The sequence below is a fragment of the Acinetobacter beijerinckii CIP 110307 genome (genome assembly GCF_000369005.1).
In the GTDB taxonomy this organism is placed as follows: Bacteria; Pseudomonadota; Gammaproteobacteria; order Pseudomonadales; family Moraxellaceae; genus Acinetobacter; species Acinetobacter beijerinckii.
This window is the reverse complement of sequence record NZ_KB849765.1, coordinates 773,881-794,071: the sequence shown is the minus strand read 5'-3', so window position 1 is coordinate 794,071 and position 20,191 is coordinate 773,881. Positions and strand designations below refer to the sequence as shown.

Annotated in this window: 19 protein-coding genes; 11 read left to right on the top strand and 8 right to left on the bottom strand. The window is 39.4% G+C overall.

The window, feature by feature from the left end; genetic code table 11:
* The first annotated feature begins 9 nt into the window (after positions 1–9).
* From F933_RS09270 to F933_RS09260, 3 genes are all read left to right on the top strand, one after another.
* Positions 10–2,193 (top strand): polysaccharide biosynthesis tyrosine autokinase, encoded by a 2,184-nt coding sequence (locus tag F933_RS09270; protein ID WP_005060590.1) that lies wholly within the window; start codon positions 10–12, stop codon positions 2,191–2,193.
* A 174-nt stretch (positions 2,194–2,367) separates the two neighbouring features.
* On the top strand, positions 2,368–3,075 hold the full coding sequence (locus F933_RS09265) for a BamJ family beta-barrel-assembly machinery protein (RefSeq protein WP_005060588.1): 708 nt from the start codon (positions 2,368–2,370) through the stop codon (positions 3,073–3,075).
* Positions 3,076–3,125: 50 nt separating this feature from the next.
* A complete protein-coding gene (locus F933_RS09260; RefSeq protein WP_005060586.1) occupies positions 3,126–3,809 on the top strand; it encodes a BamJ family beta-barrel-assembly machinery protein in 684 nt (227 codons plus the stop codon).
* A 32-nt stretch (positions 3,810–3,841) separates the two neighbouring features.
* Here the strand turns inward: F933_RS09260 and murJ are convergent, their stop codons facing one another.
* Complete coding sequence (gene murJ / locus F933_RS09255; protein ID WP_171065941.1) at positions 3,842–5,395, bottom strand: murein biosynthesis integral membrane protein MurJ; 1,554 nt, start codon at positions 5,393–5,395, stop codon at positions 3,842–3,844.
* A gap of 61 nt (positions 5,396–5,456) precedes the next feature.
* On the bottom strand, positions 5,457–6,035 hold the full coding sequence (ampD, locus tag F933_RS09250; protein WP_005060582.1) for a 1,6-anhydro-N-acetylmuramyl-L-alanine amidase AmpD: 579 nt from the start codon (positions 6,033–6,035) through the stop codon (positions 5,457–5,459).
* 145 nt (positions 6,036–6,180) lie between these two features.
* Between ampD and nadC the strand changes: the two genes are divergently transcribed.
* Positions 6,181–7,026 carry a carboxylating nicotinate-nucleotide diphosphorylase gene (nadC, locus tag F933_RS09245; protein ID WP_005060580.1) on the top strand — a complete coding sequence of 282 codons (846 nt, stop codon included), beginning with the start codon at positions 6,181–6,183 and terminating at the stop codon, positions 7,024–7,026.
* Here the strand turns inward: nadC and F933_RS17250 are convergent.
* From F933_RS17250 to F933_RS09225, 5 genes are all read right to left on the bottom strand, one after another.
* Entirely contained in the window at positions 7,023–7,190 is a 168-nt protein-coding gene (locus tag F933_RS17250; RefSeq protein ID WP_005060578.1) for an ABZJ_00068 family colistin stress protein, read from the bottom strand. The two genes, nadC and F933_RS17250, sit on opposite strands and share 4 nt — an antisense overlap.
* Positions 7,191–7,619: 429 nt before the next feature.
* A complete protein-coding gene (locus F933_RS09240; RefSeq protein ID WP_005060575.1) occupies positions 7,620–9,800 on the bottom strand; it encodes a phosphocholine-specific phospholipase C in 2,181 nt (726 codons plus the stop codon).
* Between the two features lie 314 nt (positions 9,801–10,114).
* Positions 10,115–10,831 (bottom strand): ribonuclease PH, encoded by a 717-nt coding sequence (gene rph / locus F933_RS09235; RefSeq protein ID WP_005060574.1) that lies wholly within the window; start codon positions 10,829–10,831, stop codon positions 10,115–10,117.
* A gap of 124 nt (positions 10,832–10,955) precedes the next feature.
* The gene (locus F933_RS09230) at positions 10,956–12,146 is read right to left on the bottom strand and encodes a fatty acid desaturase family protein (RefSeq protein WP_005060571.1); all 1,191 of its coding nucleotides are present in this window, start codon (positions 12,144–12,146) and stop codon (positions 10,956–10,958) included.
* A 29-nt stretch (positions 12,147–12,175) separates the two neighbouring features.
* Positions 12,176–13,216, bottom strand: coding sequence for a ferredoxin reductase (locus F933_RS09225; RefSeq protein WP_005060569.1), 1,041 nt, complete (start codon positions 13,214–13,216; stop codon positions 12,176–12,178).
* A 312-nt stretch (positions 13,217–13,528) separates the two neighbouring features.
* Here F933_RS09225 and F933_RS09220 point away from each other — a divergent pair, with 312 nt between their 5' ends.
* A complete protein-coding gene (locus F933_RS09220; protein ID WP_005060567.1) occupies positions 13,529–14,179 on the top strand; it encodes a TetR family transcriptional regulator in 651 nt (216 codons plus the stop codon).
* Positions 14,180–14,286: 107 nt separating this feature from the next.
* Positions 14,287–14,922, top strand: a complete 636-nt coding sequence (locus tag F933_RS09215) for a TetR/AcrR family transcriptional regulator (protein WP_005060565.1) — start codon at positions 14,287–14,289, stop codon at positions 14,920–14,922.
* Positions 14,923–14,972: 50 nt separating this feature from the next.
* Here the strand turns inward: F933_RS09215 and F933_RS09210 are convergent, their stop codons facing one another.
* A complete protein-coding gene (locus F933_RS09210; protein ID WP_005060563.1) occupies positions 14,973–15,593 on the bottom strand; it encodes a thiol:disulfide interchange protein DsbA/DsbL in 621 nt (206 codons plus the stop codon).
* Positions 15,594–15,770: 177 nt separating this feature from the next.
* On the opposite strand from F933_RS09210, the gene ubiG reads away from it, so the two are divergent.
* From ubiG to argA, 5 genes are all read left to right on the top strand, one after another.
* Positions 15,771–16,484, top strand: coding sequence for a bifunctional 2-polyprenyl-6-hydroxyphenol methylase/3-demethylubiquinol 3-O-methyltransferase UbiG (gene ubiG, locus F933_RS09205; RefSeq protein WP_005060561.1), 714 nt, complete (start codon positions 15,771–15,773; stop codon positions 16,482–16,484).
* Positions 16,484–17,182, top strand: a complete 699-nt coding sequence (locus F933_RS09200) for an HAD family hydrolase (RefSeq protein WP_005060559.1) — start codon at positions 16,484–16,486, stop codon at positions 17,180–17,182. Before ubiG ends, F933_RS09200 begins: the two co-directional genes overlap by 1 nt.
* A gap of 30 nt (positions 17,183–17,212) precedes the next feature.
* Complete coding sequence (locus F933_RS09195) at positions 17,213–17,959, top strand: YciK family oxidoreductase (RefSeq protein ID WP_005055446.1); 747 nt, start codon at positions 17,213–17,215, stop codon at positions 17,957–17,959.
* Between the two features lie 180 nt (positions 17,960–18,139).
* Complete coding sequence (locus F933_RS09190; RefSeq protein WP_005055445.1) at positions 18,140–18,520, top strand: RcnB family protein; 381 nt, start codon at positions 18,140–18,142, stop codon at positions 18,518–18,520.
* 109 nt (positions 18,521–18,629) lie between these two features.
* Positions 18,630–19,985, top strand: coding sequence for an amino-acid N-acetyltransferase (argA, locus tag F933_RS09185; protein WP_005060556.1), 1,356 nt, complete (start codon positions 18,630–18,632; stop codon positions 19,983–19,985).
* Positions 19,986–20,191 lie beyond the last annotated feature (206 nt).

The following is a 20,191-nucleotide window of genomic DNA, read 5'->3' as shown; positions in this document are numbered from 1 at the left end:
TTTTAGATTATGAGCCAAAATACCAATACTGAAGATACGATTGACCTGAAAGAGCTGTTCTTTGCTTTAATAGCACAATGGAAGCTAATTGCTTTATGTATTATTTTGAGCTTGGTCTGCGCACTACTTTACCTTCGTGTTACTCCAGACACTTATTCAGTAGATGCATTAGTTCAAGTCGAAGATAGTAAAGGAGCTTCGGCGGCGCTTTTAGGTGATCTATCACAAATGATCGATCAAAAATCACCAGCTCAATCTGAAATTGAAATTTTAAAATCACGTTTAGTGCTGGGTTCAGTCATACAAGCTCTTCATCTTGATATTAATATCTCAAGTACAGAAGATACGTTGAGTCATCGTTTAATTAACAAACAAAATTACAGCACCGAATATACTCCGAAAGCAGTGATTTTCAACGATGATGAAAAGTCCTTTGAAATTCAAAAATTTGATGTACCTAGTCACTATTTAGATAAAACAATTTTATTGAAATTTGAGAGTAATAAAATAAATCTAATTGATGGTAAGACTGATGAATTAATTTTAACAGTACCTTTAAATCAAATCACTCAAATGAATAATCGATATGGAAACTGGAATATTGGCGTATTCTCTAAGCACCAGTTAGACACAAGCTATAAAATCGAGAAAAAGTCTTTACCAGCCTCAGTCCAAGCTATTAGCTCAAACTATTCTGTTGCTGAACGCGGTAAATTAACAGGTATTTTAGGTTTAAATTATCAAGGTCAAGATAAAGAACATATCACTCAAGTATTAAATGCGATTCTGGCAGCTTATAGTGCCCAAAATGTGGAACGTCGCTCAGCTGAAACAGCTCAAACACTCAAATTCTTAGATGAACAACTTCCTGATCTAAAAAAACAACTCGACGACGCTGAACGAGAGTTTAATAAATTCCGTCAAAAGTATAATACGGTTGATGTAACCAAAGAGTCTGAGTTATATCTGACACAAAGTATGGCTTTGGAAACCAAAAAAATCGAGTTAGAACAACAACTCGCTGACATGGCAGCTAAATACACGACTGAACATCCTGCAATGCGTGAGATCAATGCACAGATTACGGCTTTAAATAAACAAATTACTGAGTTGAATAGTACGCTTAAACAGCTCCCAGATATACAAAGACAATATTTGCAGCTTTACCGCGAAGTCGAGGTTAAGACTCAACTTTATACTGCTTTGTTAAATTCATACCAGCAACTTCGAATTGCAAAAGCAGGTGAAATTGGCAATGTAAGGATTGTAGATACCGCAGTTGAACCTGTAGAGCCAATCAAACCGAAGAAACTTCAAATTCTTATCTTAGCGATGTTCTTGGGTGGTTTCTTAGGCACATTGATTGCTTTATTACGCAATATGTTACGTACAGGTGTCAAAGACTCGACTCAAATCGAAAGAGAGTTCGACCTTCCTGTTTATGCAACAGTGCCTCGTTCACCAATTCAAGAAACTCGTATCAATATTTTGAAGAAAAAGAAAAATATTCCTATTCTTGCGGTTAAACATAATGATGATATTGCTGTCGAAAGTTTGAGAAGCATTCGTACAGCGATCCACTTTGCTTTAGCAAACGCAAAGAACAATATCATTATGATTGCAGGTCCAGCACCTGAAGTGGGTAAATCATTTATTTCAACCAATCTGGCGACTATTTTTGCGCAAAGTAATAAAAAAGTTTTGTTGATTGATGCCGACATGCGTCGTGGTTATATGCATAAATACTTTAATCTCGATGTGAAACCTGGCTTATCTGAATTACTGAGTAATCAAGCTAATTTATCTCAAGTGATTCACCAAACCGATGTGGATGGATTGAGCGTGATTACACGTGGTAAGAATCCAACAAACCCATCTGAAATGCTTTCATCACAGCAGTTTAAGCTTTTACTGGAAAACTTAGATCAACAATATGACCATATTATTATTGATACACCTCCTGTGCTGGCTGTGACCGACGGTATTATTATTTCCCAATATGCAGGTGTAAATTTACTTGTCGCTCGCTATGCTAAATCGCAAATGAAAGAGCTTGAGCTGAGTTTAAATCGTTTTGATCAGGCTGGTGTAAAAGTGAATGGCTTTATCCTCAATGATATTCAGCGTGCAAGTGCAGGATACGGCTATGGTTACAACTATGCATATGCTTACAAAGCAAATAAAGAAGATTAAGCTTTATTGATCAGTATGATAAAAGCCAGATCCCAGTATCTGGCTTTTATGTATTGAAAACATAATCCCTATAAAAAATACACGTATTTTTTATATGAGTTATTCATTGCTTAAGCTTAGACATGCTAAGATCATTGCCATATTTTTTATCAAAATCTCACTTTTGGACGTCTCATGAGTAAAGCTTTACCTGTCATTGTTGCAGCTGTTTTAGCGAGTGCTGCCCTTGTTCCTGTTTATTATGCTACTAAGCATCCAACCACTGAACTTGGTGCGAAGGCTGATAAAAATGCAACACCTGTTGCAAAAATCAGCTATGCATTAGGCTATGAAGTTGCAAAACAAACACCACCTGAGCTAGAGACGAATGCATTTATCACAGGCTTCCGTGATGGACATGCCCAAAAACCTGCTGCGTATACTGAAGAAGAATTACAAGCTGCGTATATGGAGTTCCAAAAAGAATTGCAGCAAAAACAGATTGATGAAACTAAAAAAACTGAAACCACAAACAATACATTCTTAACTGAAAATGCCAAAAAAGAAGGCATTAAAACAACGGCTTCAGGCTTACAATATAAAATCATTAAAGAAGGCACAGGAAAACAACCTACTTCAACTTCAGTTGTCAAAGTACATTACAAAGGTCAACTTGCCGATGGTAAAGTATTCGACAGTTCTTATGATCGTGGTGAACCAATCGAGTTCCCACTTAATCAAGTAATTCCAGGCTGGACTGAAGGTCTACAATTAATGAAGGAAGGCGGCAAAGCTGTATTATATATTCCATCAAATCTTGGTTATGGTGAACAAGGTGTACCAGGATCTATTCCACCAAACAGTACATTGATTTTCGATGTTGAATTAATCGCGGTTAAATAAATGATATAAGGAGAGCATAGGCTCTCCTTTATTTTGGAAGAAATGAAATAATGAAAAAACTCACTTTAATAGCAATAGCATCAATCATAGGTACAGCACACGCTGCGCCAATTAGCTTAAAAAGTCCACAAAAAGATCAATTGGGATATAGTTACGGTTATTTAATGGGCAAAGGAAGTGCTGAAACACTCAAAGATTTAAATATCGAAACATTTATACAAGGTTTACAAGAAGCCGTTAATGATAAAGCGCCCTCTTTAACCGACGAGGACATGGCGAAAGTACTAAACCAATATAAAAAGCGTTTAGAAGCAAAACAATTGGTTGAGTTTCAAGAACTGGCTCAAAAGAATGATCAAGCAGGTAAAAGCTTTCTAGCTGAAAATGCAAAAAAATCCGATATTTCAACCACGAAGTCAGGTTTGCAGTATCAGGTTTTACAACAAGGTACGGGTAAATCACCTAAAGCGACGTCTACGGTCAAAGTCAATTATGAAGGCCGTCTTTTAGATGGAACTGTGTTTGATAGTTCAATTGCTCGTAATCATCCAGTTGACTTTAAGCTCAATCAAGTCATCGCAGGTTGGACGGAAGGCGTTCAAACCATGAAAGAAGGCGGCAAAAGTCGTTTCTTTATTCCGTCAACACTCGCTTATGGTGAGGTCGGTGCTGGTGATGCAATTGGTCCTAATAGTACATTGATTTTCGATATTGAATTACTTGAAGTTAAATAGTAGAAACCCTCCAAAACGGAGGGTTTTTTTATTCATGAATGTTTTAAATGTCGAGGTCGGAAACCTGTTGCAAATAAAGCAATCACATACGCTAAGACACCAAGCACACATAAACCAGCAACCTCAGCAATACGTAACCACTGCGAGATATCACCTTGATACCAAGTTAAACCATACCAAAGTGCTGCAATCATGGTTAGATTCGCGATCGCGTATTGGAACGCTAGCTTCTTCCAATGCGAGCCAAAACGGTAAATATTACGTTTATGTAAATAGAAATAAAGCATACCCGCATTCACCAAAGCTGAACCTGATGATGCCAAGGCTAAAGCCATATGCTCAGCATGCCAGTCGATCAATTTAAAGAAGCCGATAAAGATCACATTTAAAATGGCATTCGCAGCGACAGCCATTAAACCAACACGGACAGGTGTTTTAGTATCTTGTTGTGCATAAAAACCAGGTGCAAATACTTTAATCAGCATGAATGAAATCACCCCAGCACTCATACATTGCAATGCCAGTGCGGTCATTCGCGTATCTTCCACGGTAAATTCACCACGTTGGAACAAGGCCTGAATAATCGGTGTCGACAACATAAATAATGCAATACTTGCAGGAATACCGACCAGCATAATAATCTTAGCTGCCCAATCAATCATGCTTTTAAATTTCTCTTTATCTTGTTCTGCATGACGCGCAGAGAGCGAAGGTAAGATCACCGTTCCAATCGCGACACCAATCAGACCTAAGGGTAATTCAGTCATACGTTCGGCACTGTATAACCATGACACCGAACCATCTTGCATGAATGATGCCCAAATTGTATTCAGCAGTAGATTAATTTGCGTAACAGAGACACCAAATAATGCAGGTAACATCAATTTTAAAATGCGATCTACACCTTCATGTTTAAAATCAACTTTTGGTGGGATCAGTAAATTCTTTTTCCATAACTCTGGAATCTGAATCGCCAACTGTAAAATACCTGCTGCAACTACAGCCCAACCTAATGCCATAATAGGTTCAGACATATACGGCGTTAGCCACCAGGCACCTGCAATCATTGCAATATTCAGCAGTACTGGAGAAAAAGCAGGTGAAGCAAAAGAACCATAACTATTCAAGATACTGCTCGAAAAAGCAGTTAAGGACATAAACATTAAATATGGAATCGTGAGCCGAAACAGATCTACCGCTAAATCGAATTTTTCTGGATCGCTGTGGAATCCAGGTGCATACAAATAAATAATCGCAGGTGCAGCAACCATCGCCACAAAGGTCAGTAATGACATCGCCGTTAATAAACAGCCAAAAACCCGACTAATCAAAATCTGAACTTCAGCATGAGTTCGACTAGTCTTATATTCTGTTAGAACAGGAATAAAAGCTTGAGAAAATGCCCCTTCAGCAAATAAGCGCCGAAAAAAGTTAGGGATACGAAAGGCAACGACGAAAGTATCGAAATCTTTACCCGCACCAAATACATTCAATAGCACGATATCGCGTACTAATCCCAAAACTCGAGATAACATCGTCATTGCACTGACAATAATAGTCGATCGCCACAATGCCATCGTATTCACCTACGGCTTATCTTTAAAAAGCGTTATTGTAATGAAACTCAAACCAGATTTCGTTGTGAAATCATAAATTCGATGAAGTTTTTTTAGCTAGCATTTGACGAAATAGTTGCCAATCAAAATGTAAACCTGGGTCAGTTTTACGTTTAGGCGCAATATCCGAGTGACCTGCAATATGATTTTGAATTTTTTCATAGCTTTGACGTAAGGTTACAACCACTTCAACCAATGCTTGGTATTGTTCAATCTCGAAAGGAAGATCATCACTACCTTCTAGCTCAATTCCAATCGAATAATCATTACATTCTTTTTGCGCCAAATAACTTGAACGTCCTGCATGCCACGATCGGTCATTGAAATTTACAAATTGAATCACCTCTCCCGTACGTAAAATTAAAAGATGGGCGGAGACTTGCATCCCTTCAATGGTTTGAAAATAGGGGTGTATAGACCAATCTAGTTTATTTTGAAAAAATTGCTGAATATAGCCGCCACCAAACTGAGAAGGAGGCAAACTAATGTTATGAATTACAATAAGTTGAATATCAGTATTGTTAGGACGTGCGTTAAAATTTGGTGAAGCAATTTGCGTCGCACCCAACAATTTCCCATCTTGGACCTGAGTAAATCTAGACTGTGGCATGAAGACTCGAATCGGCAATTTAATATTTATATCGTTCCATTTTGACATGCTTTATCAGGAATAATCGAGATGGAATACTTATTTTTTATGTTGAGGGTGCTAATATAAGCGCCAAGTTTTTTGGTCAAAATATACTGGAACAGGTATGAGTATTCCTCAATCTTTGCTTGAACAATCTATTCAAATCAATATTCAACAAGCATTACAGGAAGATATTGGTGACGGCGATATCACTGCCTTACTTACTCCAGAACAAGAGCAAGCTACCGCAACGATTATCACCCGTGAAGATATGGTATTGGCGGGTCAGCCTTGGGTGAATGCACTCATTCAAGCATATGATAGTAATGTTCAAATTACATGGCTAAAGCAAGAGGGTGAACTTGTAGCGGCAAATGAGGCGTTTTTAAAGCTTGCAGGTTCTGCGCGTAGTTTACTGACCGTTGAGCGTCCTGCTTTGAATTTTGTCCAAACCCTTTCGGCTGTGGCGACCAAAACGGCAAATTATGTCAAACAGCTTGATGGCTTAAATACCAAACTACTTGATACACGCAAAACCTTACCAGGCTTACGCATCGCTCAAAAATATGCAGTCGCAGTCGGTGGTGGTCAAAATCATCGTCTAGGTCTATTTGATGCTTTCTTAATTAAAGAAAATCACATTATGGCTGCGGGTGGTATTGCCCAAGCGATTAGCAAAGCACATGACATTGCACCAGGTAAACCCGTTGAAGTAGAAGTTGAAACTTGGGACGAACTGAATCAAGCGCTTGAAGCTGGAGCTGATATCATAATGTTGGATAATTTCAGCCAACAACAGATGATTGATGCGGTTAAACATGTCGTAGGGCGTTGCAAATTAGAAGCCTCAGGCAATATCACCATTGAAAATTTACGCGAAGTTGCAACAACTGGCGTAGATTACATTTCAATGGGTGTACTCACTAAGGATGTGAGAGCTGTGGATTTATCTATGCGTTTTAATGCTTAGACATCATCCATCTCAGTTGAATGCTTTTGAGTCGAAGTATCGATAGATGCTTCGGCTTTTTCACTCCATGCTGACTTAGCTTGTGTTAAATCTGTTGGTCTTGGATCCGCAGCCATTAAAACAAAAGTCACTGCCGTTAAAAATACGAGAAATACTTGAACCATAATTTCCCCTCCTTGTTATTTTCGATTTTCGCCACTGTATCAAACTAAAATGAGCTGAATAAGCGGGCATTGTTACAGTTTGAAAATTTGTAATGCGTCTCTGTAGATACAAATATTGATTTGTCATGTTTATTTTTTTGCTGCGTAGAGATAGCTTGACCAAGAACAGATCTTAAAGAATAAAAAATGGAATCGATTTTGAAGCCGTGTTTTCTTTGATTTTTTCAAATCTTTCTCTTTTCTCTACACATCATTTTTGAAGTCATTATCGAGAGTTTGATTCGTGGCACTGGATATTTTATCGCTGGCTTTATTACATGGACCGTGATTATTGCTCTAAGCGTTTATTGGTTTTTTTTCGCTGATTTGAAAATGAAAAAGCTGTCTAAAATTAAATTTAGACTGCTTTTTCGCTTATAGAAAAGTCACTTATGATCCAATAAAGCCCATATAAGGATCAGAAATCGAATCCTCGTTGGTCTCGATACGACCTGCAAAACGACGACTAAAACTTGGTTCATTTTCTATCGTCACCGTGAAATCGTACCATCCCCCAAATTCAGACATATCCCAACTCAGTTCTTTTTCAGTCGTAGCAGTTTCAATCACCCACGTTTTATTAGGCAGATAGGCATTTGCTTTCACAATCAATTTCACCGCTTGCTTACCATCATGTCGAACTTTTAAAAACATTTTTGGGTCACACTCCTCCATACACACTCGAATTTCTGGCAGTGCTTCTCGTTGAGCGATTTTAGCCAAATGACCTTTAAAAGCTCGATGGAAACCATTCGGACCCAAAACCCATAAATCATATCGATTCTCTTTTGTTTGCCACACATCATCCAGTTGTTTCCCTGCTTCAACCATATAGCGACGCGGAATAGCATCTAAATTTAATTTGTCATAAACATGAAAAACCGCCGCGTGACTGCCAGTATTTGAGAACATCAATTTCACAGTTTTGCTCGCACTATCTACTTTCGCACTGGTATGCAAAATATAAGGCAATGCACGAGATGGTCGAATACCTGTTTCCTGAGCTGGATAGGCTTGATTGAGGGGACGGCTGACTTGTGGCATGCCTTCTTGTGCTTTACGAATTGCATCCGCTTCGGCTTTGGTGCTTTGACCTGACAGATTAGGTAAAGGTAAAAGATTTGGGGTTTTGAAATTAAATGCTGAGGTTAAATCGCCACATACTGCTCGACGATATGGACTGATATTCGGTTCTTGTACGCCAAAGCACTGTTCAAGGAAACGAATCACCGAAGAATGATCAAAGGTCTGTGAGTTGACCCAACCGCCCCGACTCCAAGGGGAAATGATATACATTGGTACGCGAATACCTGGTCCATAAACCCCAACACCATTACTGATTTTTGGATCAGTAAAATTTGGTTGACCTGCTGATGCTTTGGCATGCGTCGCATACTCATAAGACATCTGTTCTGTAGTGAGTGTTGATTTCCCACATACTTCACCAGACACATCAATCGAAGGCGCACTTGGCGATGGGATATGATCAAAATAACCATCATTTTCATCAAAATTAATGATGAAAACCGTCTGACTCCAAAGTTCTGGTCGTTCAGTTAAAGCATTTAAAACCTCTTGAATATACCACGCACCTTGCACGGGACTTGAAGGCCCAGGATGCTCACTGTACGTTGCAGGTGCAACCAACCAACTGACTTGGGGTAACTGCCCTTTCCCAATATCCTCTTTAAATGTCCCCAAAAAACCGCCATCAGGCATAGTATTGGCAATTCCTTTATATAGCGGTTGCGTCGCATCAATCGCTGGATCATAAGCTGGACAGTCGCTATCATGATTTACAGGTTTTCCCGAAAGCTCATTGGCACGGCGATATTGCTTAAAGCCTGCCAACGGATTATCGGTAAAATTATCAGGCATATTTTGATAAACTTTCCAACTCACACCGGCCTGTTGTAAACGCTCTGGATACGTGGTCCAGTCGTATCCTGTCGTTGATGGTCCAATCGCATCTAAATCATTGACGACACTGGCAACATTAGCAGCAGTTGGACCATTGGTTCCTGTCCAAATAAACATACGATTTGAGTTGGTTCCAGTATGCATTGCACAGTGATAGGCATCGCAAATTGTAAATGCATTCGCCAAAGCAAATTGATATTCAACTTCTTGTTGTTTGTAATATCCCATGGATTGCGGCTGCTTATATTGCACCCAATTGCCCATGCGACCATGATCCCAAGCATACTGACCATCTGTCCAAGAATGTGGCGTACCACTGACTCGCTGCGCATTGCCGCGTTTACTGTCTAAATGATAAGGATAAACTTTATTTTTATTGGCATCATATTGTTCCCAAACTTTGCGTCCTTGAGTTAATGGAATGGTGAATCGATCTCCAAACCCTCTTACACCTTTTAAAGTGCCAAAATAATTATCAAAAGAACGATTTTCTTGGGTCAAAATCACCACATGTTTTACGTCTTTAATGGTGCCCGTCTCAACTTTGGCGTCAATCGCAAGTGCTTTTTGAATGCTCATCGGAAAGCTAGTGAGTGCAGCAGTACCAAACAGGGCTTTGGTTGAATTTAATAAAAAGTCGCGACGATTCATTTTTTAATTTCCTTATTATTGTAGTTTATGGCGCACAATGAATTTTACAGTTTGATGTAGGCGGTTTTGGTGTTGGCGTAGAATTATTATTATCGCCATCACTGTCGTTACAGGCACTTAACAATAAGCAGCTACTACAAAGCAGTATTAAAAGGAAATTGCGCATTTTACTATCCGTTAAATATTCGTGCAGATAGTCAATACAATATAAATGACAATTCGATGATGATTAGATCGCAATTTGATGACAGAAAATATAAGACAAAAAAAAGGCGGTCTAAACATACCAGACCGCCCGCACTATCAACTGGAGATTACCAACCGAGTGCCTGCTGTTGTTTCTGAATCAATTCAGCGATTCCTTTTTCTGCAAGCTCTAACATGGCATTAGACTGTTGACGAGTAAACGGTTTCTCTTCTGCCGTTCCTTGAATTTCAATAAATTCGCCCGCTTGTGTCATCACCACATTCAAATCCGTTTGGCAATTTGAATCTTCTTCGTAGCATAAATCGAGGAGCACTTCATCTTGGTACATCCCGACTGAGATGGCTGCCACGAGACCTTTTAAAGGGTCTTGTTTAATTTTTTTATTGCTCAGCAACACATTCATTGCATCGACTAAAGCCACCGCTGCACCAGTAATCGCAGCAGTACGCGTACCGCCATCAGCTTGAATCACATCACAGTCAATCGTAATCGTGTTCTCACCCAGTTTTTTCAAATCCACCATGGCACGTAAGCTACGACCAATCAAACGTTGGATTTCCTGTGTCCGACCTGACTGTTTACCACGCGCCGCTTCACGGTCACTACGGGTATGGGTTGAGCGCGGTAACATGCCATATTCGGCAGTGACCCAGCCCTGTCCTTTTCCTTTTAAAAACCGTGGAACCGAATTATCAATACTTGCCGTACACAATACTTTGGTATGACCAAACTCAACCAGAACTGAACCTTCTGCGTAACGGGTATAGTTACGGGTGATTTTTACTTCACGTAACTGGTCTAATTCTCTTTGGTCAATACGCATAATGATTCCTTAAAACGATGGCACAAATATAATTGCACCATAGTATATCTCAATTACTCGTACTTTCCCTTTTACTTGTTGGTAAAGAGCATCGCTTGATGACTCAAAGAATGCTCTAAATTGATTAAGCAGCTTTACCAAACATACTTTTCACTGCGTCAACAAGGCTATGCTTGATCGCCCCCAAACGGTCAACCATATTGTCAGGCAAAGAGTGGATAGCCAAACGTTTATATACACTCACAATTTGAGAGCCAAACGGTGCTGTATTGTACTGTTGACCAAACTCTGCACAGACTGCACGTACTTTAGGTGCCATCTCTTGATAGCGGTTGGCAGGTACATCAGGGAACAAGTGATGTTCGATTTGATGACTCAAGTTACCACTCAAGAAGTGCATGATTTTACCGCCAGTAAAGTTTGCTGAACCACGAATCTGACGTAAGTACCATTCTGCTTTGGTTTCATTATCAATATTGTCAGTGATAATTTCAGAATCTTCTGTAAAGTGACCACAATAAATCACGGTCGATGCCCAGTAGTTACGGATCAGATTGGCAAAAAAGTTACCTGCTAATACTGGCAAGAACATTGGGCCCGCGATCAATGGGAACAATACATAATCTTTACCAAACTGACGTACCATCTTTTTACGTAGATTTTTTGATTCTACATACACTTCTTTCCAAGTCTTGGTGCCATCAAACAATACTTTTTCCATCTCTAGACGTTGTAAAGCCAGTAGCCATTCAAAACCCGTAGATAATACAAAACCCGTTGGTACGTTAAATAAAAAGCGGGGTTCCCACTTTTGCTCACGGCTCATACGCATCACACCATAACCGCTAATGTCATGATCCATGCCAACCACATTGGTATAGGTATGGTGCTTATAGTTATGGGTATATTTCCAGTCCTCACCAGTACACACGGTATCCCAATCATAGGTTGCACCGTTCAAGGTTGGATCGTTTAACCAGTCAAACTGACCGTGCATCACGTTGTGACCGAGTTCCATATTTTCAACAATTTTAGATACGCCTAGCATAACGGTACCTAATAACCAGACAGGTGGAATCCAACCACCAAACATCAACATGCCACGCGATGCAATTTCGGTGTAGCGTACAAAGTTACGTACTTTATAAATATAATCAGAATCTTCTTTGCCAATTTTAGCCATGGTTTCAGTACGGATGGTGTCAATCTTACGGCCAAACTCTTGTACTTCTTCTGGTGTTAATGCACGGCTTGTGTTACCGCCAAATTTGATTGGAGGAATCGTTTTAGTCGGATTTACTGTCATCATGTTCATAATATTATTCTCTATCTAGTCAATATGAATTAAAGGTCAATCTCAACGGGACTCACTGCTTCACTCACACACAACTTAATTTGCACATTGTTTTGGTTATCGATTTCACCTGTAAGTTGATTTTTCACTGCACCACTGATCTTGGTACAAACACAGGTATTACAAATCCCCATACGGCAACCAAAAGATGGTTTCAAACCCGCAGCTTCAGCACTGGCCAATAGGTTGCCACGGCCTTCAAACTCTTGCATGCTGCGACGGAAATTGACCGGTTGGATTTGAGCATCCACATCCATCGTCACTGGCAAGAAGCTTTCTTGCGTTAAACGGTCTAACCAACCACGTTTCGCCCAAATTTGACGTGTCGCTTTCATCAATCCTGGAGCAGCACACACATAGGTTTGACGTTGAACAGCATCGGCACACAAACGGTCCAAAGTTTCTTCATCAAAATAAGCAGGTTTTTCAGCACTATCGACAATAATGTGTAGGTCAAAGTGCGCATATTCTGCTGCCAGTGTTTCCAATTCAGTACGGAACGCTGGATCACGTGAGTAATAAATCAATGTCACAGGTTGATTCGAACGTGCTAATGCCTGTTTCGCAATCGGAATAATCGGCGTAATACCACTACCCGCAGATACCAAAAGAATCGGTTGTTTACCTTCTTCTGTATCAAAGTCTTTTAGCGTAAATTCGCCCATCGCCTGAGTAATTTCAATCACATCACCAGCACGTGCGCTGTTGGCTAAATAGTTAGATACTCGACCTTGTTTTTTGATACCTAATACCAATTTGTCGTGACTTGGTGAACTCACCAAGCTATACGCTCGTTGATGCTGCACACCATCAATACGAACCGTCACCATCACAAATTGACCAGGCTGATAGGTTGTAAATTTATTGTTACTGCTTAAAGTGACCTTGATCATTTCATCGGCAATAGGCTCAATCGCTTCGATTTTTGCCATAATGCGACGCAAAGTCCACATCGGGTTAACCTTTGCAAGGATAAAATCAACAAAATCTTCTCGAATCCAATGTGGCTGATAACTTAACTGTGCGCTCATACGTTCCTCGTTTTGTATCTGGCTATTTATTTTGAGTGAACAAATGTTCGTGTAGTGAACATGTGTACACTATATTTATTTGTGTTCACTGAGTCAACACTTGTACACTTATTTTTTTGAATATTTTTTGTTCTTTCCTATAAACATTTCAATTTTCTTGAAAATTGATCACGATCTAGCATTTATTATTTTTTAAAAAAACGATTTATTTAGCTAAAACCACAAATGCATATGATTTAGCAATGGATAAAAGCTAAAAAAATCATGTTTTTTTTGCTAGACTCTAGCGTACGGTTTTAATGGATCTTATTCATGTCGATTAGAGATGAACGAAAACAACAGAGTCGACAGGCTTTACTTGATGCAGCACTTCATCTCAGTACATCTGGGCGCTCATTTAGTAGTATTAGTTTGCGTGAAGTTGCGCGAGAAGTTGGTTTAGTACCAACGGCGTTTTATCGTCATTTCCAAGATATGGACACTTTAGGTCAAGAACTGGTTGATCAAGTTTCTTTGCATTTAAAAAGTCTGATTCATCAGTTAGGACAAAGCTATTTAAAGCACAGCGGATCTGCTAAAACTCGTACCAGTATTGAATTGTTTGTACAAGCTGTGAATCATAGCCCACAACAATGGCAATTTATGATTTCTGAACGTTGGGGTGGTTCTGAAACCGTACGAATTGCGATTGCACGCGAAATCGAATTTTTGATTGAAGATCTTGCTATCGACCTTTGCAAATTGGATACGTTTAAACACATTCAAGAAGCCAAAGATTTGCAAGTGTTATCCACGATCTTAATTAATATGTCTTTTACTTGGGCAATGACATGGATCAACTTACCGAAACAATTCACCATTGATCACCTGTTAGAACAGCAAAATTTGTTTATTGATAATGCAGCGACTCAAGTGCGCTTGTTATTCCGTGGCATCTCAAATTGGGAACCACAAAACGCCTGATCCTATCCAAGCGAAAGTTTGATATATAAAAGCATTGCTTAGCGTTAGTATTCATTAGACACTAATGCAAATGCCGTTTAGAACACTATGAGGAGCTTACAAGCATCATGAATCCTGATCGTCATACTCAGTTCTTAATTCGTAAAGAAAAAATTTTGCAGGTTGCGGAAAAGCTATTATTAGAAAACAACCAAGAAATGACCTTAGATGAACTGGTTGCCGAGCTAGATATTGCTAAAGGTACGCTATACAAACATTTCCGTAGTAAAAATGAATTATTACTGGAACTGATCATTCAAAACGAAAAAGAAATTTTAAAGATTTCAGAAAACTACAACACTGATGTCAAAGAATATGCACCGCGTTATATGCTCTATCATTTAACCTCACCGAGTCGCACGATTCTGCTGCATCAGTTAGAAGAACATTTAACGATGACGGAATCGAAGTTAAAACATTTGTTCGATGAGTTATATGCTATTCGTCAACAACGTATTGTTTCACTGAAAGAAATGACTGAGAAATATTTAAAATCACAGAATTATGACATGTCGATTCGTGATTATCTTTCTTATATTTGGTCACTCACTTACGGCGCGGCTTTATTATTAAATTCAAGCTATTATCAACGTTCGATTGGTTCACGTGAGAAATTGATTAATCTGTATGTGAATCAGGCCTTATCGTTGCCAACACAAAAAGTTCAAATTGATCTGAAAGACTTTCAAATGGATCAAGCATAAATAAAAAGGACTGTTTTTACAGTCCTTTTTTATATCAAAAAGCGTGAGGTTTATTTTCCTTTACGCTCTTTTTCCAACAAGTAATCTACGACTTGAGTTACTTTTCCATCTTCACCTTGCACCACATACTTACCAGCTACCACAACCGCTGGCACACCTGTCAATTGATACTGTTGCGCCAATTTGTTTGACTCAGCCACTTTTGCAGTGATTGGGAAAGAGTTAAACATGCTGTTAAATTTCTGCTCAGGTACACCATAACGCGCAAAGAATTTTGCTTGTGATGCTTGGTCAAAAATTTGCTGACCACCTTCATGAATGGCATGGAATAATGGAATATGGGTTTTCTTACGGACACCAAGTGCTTCAGAAACATAGTAGCCACGAGCGCCTTGTTCCCATACTTTATTCATCGCTGCTGGGGTACGAAGGAAATATACATCACTCGGTGCTTTCTTTAACCACGTCTGCATATGTGGTTCAAGTTTAAAGCAGTGTGGACATCCGTACCAAAAAAATTCACGTACTTCAATTTTTCCTGCTGGTGCTGCTGTTTTACCTGGATTGGCAACAACCGTATAGTCTTTACCAGCAACAAAATCTGCAGCCATTGCATTTGCAGAAAATGCCATTACAGCTGCTGTTAAACCACTTAATACTAAATTTTTCATTGACTTTGCTTTTCCTCTAAGCATTTTTCGTAAGTTTATATGCTAAATATAAAACAAACACGAGCAATTCGTTTTGCTTGTGTGAAGTTTTTTATTGGATTTATCGCTTTTTTTTCAAGAAGCGCTACACTACCAACAGATTAAACCGAAATAATCATCCTAATACAGAGGTAAGTCATGTCGCAATTGAATGTTGACCCACAAGAAATCGCAAAATTTGAAGCATTGGCTGCCAAATGGTGGGATCAACATTCTGAGTTCCGACCTCTACATCAGATCAATCCCTTACGTCTAAATTGGATTGATGAACGTGTCGGTGGCTTGGCTGGAAAAAAAGTGCTCGATGTCGGCTGTGGCGGCGGTATTTTGGCGGAAAGCATGGCACGTCGAGGTGCTGATGTTTTGGGTATTGATATGGGTGAAGCACCGCTTGCGGTGGGTCGTTTGCATGCTCAACAAGACAATGTACAAAATATTGAATATCGTCAGATTCCAGTTGAACAACTCGCTCAAGAGCAAGCTGGTCAATACGATGTCGTGACCTGTATGGAAATGATGGAACACGTACCAGATCCAGCATCTATTGTTAAAGCATGCCAAAGCTTGGTTAAACCAGGTGGTCATGTGTTCTTCTCAACTATTAACCGCAATCCAAAATCTTATTTATTTGCGATTATTGGTGCTGAGTACGTATTGCGATTATTACCCAAAGGTACGCACGATTATCATAAATTCATTCGCCCATCAGAAATGGCACATGACATTCGTAATGCCGGTCTGACACTAAAAGAAATGACGGGATTACATTACAACCCAATCACTAAACATTACTGGTTAGCACCAAATGTTGATGTGAATTATATGGTTCATACCACGAATACGGGTGCCTAATGAAAGCGGTATTATTTGATCTTGATGGAACGTTGATTGACACTGCGGCGGATTTTATTCGTATCATTCAACAAATGTGTCGCGATGAACAACGTCCAGTTGTAGATGCTGAAACCATTCGTACTCAAGTATCTGAAGGCGCACGTGCCATGGTGAAGCTGGTTTATCCTGAATTAGAAGTCACTGATCCAATTTTTCTCGCCCATCGTCAGCGCTTTTTAGATCTATACGGTGGCAATATTGTAGTGGATACCGATCTATTTTTAGGCATGTATCCTTTGCTTGAAGCACTTGAAGCCAAACAAATTCCGTGGGGCATTGTCACCAATAAACCACGTGGTTTAAGTGAATCATTATTGGCTGAATTAAATCTGACTCAACGCTGTGCCGTTTTGGTATGCCCTGAAGATGTCACGCATACTAAACCTGATCCAGAACCCATGTATTTAGCAGCTCAGCAGCTCGGGATTGATGCTGAAAATATTATTTATGTGGGTGATCATCCACGTGATATTGATGCGGGTCGAAATGCATCGATGTATACCATTTTAGCGGCTTACGGCTATTTACCTGTTGAATCCCGTGATGATCTTGATGCATGGCAAGCGGATTCGATTATTTACACCATCCCTGAATTACATCAACTGCTTAAACAGAAAATCACTGTATTGTCAGAAAATCAGGGTATGATGAATTAAACATTGAAGATAACTATAGGAGGCATAACAATGAAATACTCAGAATATCAACCTCGCCCAGATCTACTCAAAGATCGCATTATTCTCATCACTGGCGCAGGTGATGGAATTGGTCGAGCTGCCGCTCTTAGTTATGCTCTTCATGGTGCAACTGTTGTTTTACATGGTCGTACACTGAATAAGCTGGAAGTTATTTATGATGAGATTGAGGGCTTAGGTGCGCCTCAACCTGCCATTTTGCCACTACAGCTTTCAACTGCTTCTAGCCATGACTATGAGCTTTTGGTCAGTACTTTAGAGCAACAATTTGGTCGCTTAGATGGTATTTTGCATAATGCTGGCATGCTCGGTGATCGTGTTGAATTAGCGCATTATCCCGTCGATGTCTGGGATGATGTTTTAGCGGTGAATTTACGTGCACCTTTTGCTTTAACACAAGCATTACTTCCTTTACTTGAAAAATCAGAACATGCTTCTGTGGTGTTTACCAGTTCAAGTGTCGGTCGTGAAGCACGCGCGCTTTGGGGAGCATATTCGGTGTCCAAAGTGGCAACTGAAGCTATGAGCAAGATTTTTGCTGCCGAAAACAGCTATCCAAATATTCGTTTCAATTGCATTAACCCAGGAGGCACTCGTACAGCGATGCGCGCAAAGGCTTATCCTGATGAAGACCCTAAAACATTACCTACAGCCGATAGCATCATGCCCGCTTATCTGTACCTGATGGGTGATGATAGCTTAGATATGAATGGTCAAAGTATTGATGCACAAAGTTAATTCATTGATTATAATAATTTTAAACAATATTAAGCACTGACCTTAAATGTGTTGATGCATAGAAGTTGCTCGAAAATCTTCATCTTTTTAATGGAAGAATGAATTGATCTTCACAGTTTCTCTGCATTTTTAAGGTACAGTTTTCACATGAGAGACATCCGAAGTCCATTAAGGTGCATCATGAAAAATTTTTTCATTATCTTGGTTTTAGGTTCAACCACCCTGTTCACGAGTATGGGTAGTTTCGCAGGTCCGCACTTCGACCGTGAGGAAAATCCTCGTGGTGGTTGGCAAGGTCGTAATGTTGATCGTCCAAATGATGAAAATCGCATGCGTGAACGTCGCATGCGTGAAGAACGTGGTGTAGAACGTCTAAAACAACATCGCTGGCAAGCAGGTTATGTAATGCCACAGCATTATCGCGGAAATGGTTACAAGGTTGATTATAAAGACAATAATCTACCTCGACCTGGACGAAACGAACAATGGTATAAAATTAATAATGACTATATCTTGGTGAACTCTGATGATAATAGCATTGTTAAAATTATGGGTTTTTAAGCCATTTTGAAGCAACATCGCCATAAACTTGAATTGTTGCTCTAGGAATTGATTTATCTTTTCTTTTTTTTCGATAGAATCAAACCAATGATGTAAATTCGAGATCCACATGGCGAACCAAATTTCTGAAACTTTACAAAGTACAGCGCAAGATTATGTACATTGGTTTCGCCACTCTGCACCTTATATCAACGCACACCGCCATAAAACTTTTGTATTGATGTTTGGTGGTGAAGCCGTTCAGCATGAAAATTTCCAACATATTATTCATGATATTGCCTTACTGCATTCACTAGGCATCCGATTGATTTTGGTTCATGGCGCACGTCCTCAAATTAATCAAAATTTATCTGAACGAGGCATTGAGACACCATTTCACCAAAGCCGTCGCATTACCACACGCGAGTCTTTACGTGGTGTGATGAATGCTGTCGGTTCAATACGTCTAGAAATTGAAGCTTTACTGTCGATGGGATTAGCAAATTCACCCATGTATGGTGCACGTATCGATGTGGTTTCAGGCAATTTTGTCACCGCCAAACCTTATGGAATCCGTGACGGCGTTGATTTTCAATTAACAGGTGAAGTACGTTCTATAGATACGAATGCGATCCAACGCCACTTAGATAATCATAATATTGTGCTACTGGGACCCACAGGCTATTCAACCACAGGCGAGGTTTTTAATTTACTTGCCGAAGAAGTGGCAACCAAAACAGCAACTGCGTTAAAAGCTGATAAGTTGATTTTCTTAGGAGAAAAACAAGGTTTACTGAATGAGAAAGCACAATTATTACGTGAGTTAAGTTCGCACCAACTCGAACCGTATATTCAACAATATCAAACTCAGTATCCAGAATTCGCTTTGCATCTCAAACAAGCACAACAGGCGTCTTTATCTGGTGTACATCGTGTGCATCTGATTTCCTATGCTTATGATGGCGCATTGATTGAAGAACTATTCACACGTGATGGTATTGGCACCATGATCACTGATGCACATTATGAAGAAGTGCGAATTGCTAATATTCATGATGTCGGCGGTCTAATGAACCTACTACGTCCACTTGAGCAGGAAGGTATTTTAGTCTATCGCTCACGAGAATTGCTGGAAAGTGAAATTGAACAATTTGCGGTAATTGAACGAGATGGGATGATTTTAGCTTGCGCAGCACTCTATCCAATTCCGGTTGGATCAGGGGAAATTCATTCAGCCGAAATTGCATGTGTGGCCGTAGATGCAAGCTATCGGAAGTCTAATCGTGGTAGTCAAATTTTACAGTTTTTAGAAAGCAAAGCTAAACAACAAGGCATTCAACAGTTATTCGTACTCACTACTCGAACGGCACATTGGTTTTTAGAACATGGTTTTGTTGCTGCAAGTGTGGATGATTTACCGAATGCACGCCAAGCCTTGTATAACTATCAGCGCAATTCTTTGGTATTTAAAAAGGCTTTAATTTAGTAATACTACGATGCATAGATATCGTTATTTCTGATAATGATATCTATGTAAGCTCATTTATTCTGCTTATATAATTTTTTTAAAGAACCACAGTTTTAATTATCAACATTTTAAAATCATATAAAATCATATAAAATCATATAAAATCATATAAAATCATATAAAATCATATAAAATCATATAAAATCATATAAAATCATATAAAA

What these genes read in the sequence shown, in the direction of transcription:
- F933_RS09270 (WP_005060590.1), top strand. Translation starts at nt 10, where the DNA reads ATGAGCCAAAATACCAATACTGAAGATACGATTGACCTGAAAGAGCTG.
- F933_RS09265 (WP_005060588.1), top strand. Translation starts at nt 2,368, where the DNA reads ATGAGTAAAGCTTTACCTGTCATTGTTGCAGCTGTTTTAGCGAGTGCT.
- F933_RS09260 (WP_005060586.1), top strand. Translation starts at nt 3,126, where the DNA reads ATGAAAAAACTCACTTTAATAGCAATAGCATCAATCATAGGTACAGCA.
- ampD (WP_005060582.1), bottom strand. Translation starts at nt 6,035, where the DNA reads ATGCCACAGTCTAGATTTACTCAGGTCCAAGATGGGAAATTGTTGGGT.
- nadC (WP_005060580.1), top strand. Translation starts at nt 6,181, where the DNA reads ATGAGTATTCCTCAATCTTTGCTTGAACAATCTATTCAAATCAATATT.
- F933_RS17250 (WP_005060578.1), bottom strand. Translation starts at nt 7,190, where the DNA reads ATGGTTCAAGTATTTCTCGTATTTTTAACGGCAGTGACTTTTGTTTTA.
- F933_RS09240 (WP_005060575.1), bottom strand. Translation starts at nt 9,800, where the DNA reads ATGAATCGTCGCGACTTTTTATTAAATTCAACCAAAGCCCTGTTTGGT.
- rph (WP_005060574.1), bottom strand. Translation starts at nt 10,831, where the DNA reads ATGCGTATTGACCAAAGAGAATTAGACCAGTTACGTGAAGTAAAAATC.
- F933_RS09230 (WP_005060571.1), bottom strand. Translation starts at nt 12,146, where the DNA reads ATGAACATGATGACAGTAAATCCGACTAAAACGATTCCTCCAATCAAA.
- F933_RS09225 (WP_005060569.1), bottom strand. Translation starts at nt 13,216, where the DNA reads ATGAGCGCACAGTTAAGTTATCAGCCACATTGGATTCGAGAAGATTTT.
- F933_RS09220 (WP_005060567.1), top strand. Translation starts at nt 13,529, where the DNA reads ATGTCGATTAGAGATGAACGAAAACAACAGAGTCGACAGGCTTTACTT.
- F933_RS09215 (WP_005060565.1), top strand. Translation starts at nt 14,287, where the DNA reads ATGAATCCTGATCGTCATACTCAGTTCTTAATTCGTAAAGAAAAAATT.
- F933_RS09210 (WP_005060563.1), bottom strand. Translation starts at nt 15,593, where the DNA reads ATGAAAAATTTAGTATTAAGTGGTTTAACAGCAGCTGTAATGGCATTT.
- ubiG (WP_005060561.1), top strand. Translation starts at nt 15,771, where the DNA reads ATGTCGCAATTGAATGTTGACCCACAAGAAATCGCAAAATTTGAAGCA.
- F933_RS09200 (WP_005060559.1), top strand. Translation starts at nt 16,484, where the DNA reads ATGAAAGCGGTATTATTTGATCTTGATGGAACGTTGATTGACACTGCG.
- F933_RS09195 (WP_005055446.1), top strand. Translation starts at nt 17,213, where the DNA reads ATGAAATACTCAGAATATCAACCTCGCCCAGATCTACTCAAAGATCGC.
- F933_RS09190 (WP_005055445.1), top strand. Translation starts at nt 18,140, where the DNA reads ATGAAAAATTTTTTCATTATCTTGGTTTTAGGTTCAACCACCCTGTTC.
- argA (WP_005060556.1), top strand. Translation starts at nt 18,630, where the DNA reads ATGGCGAACCAAATTTCTGAAACTTTACAAAGTACAGCGCAAGATTAT.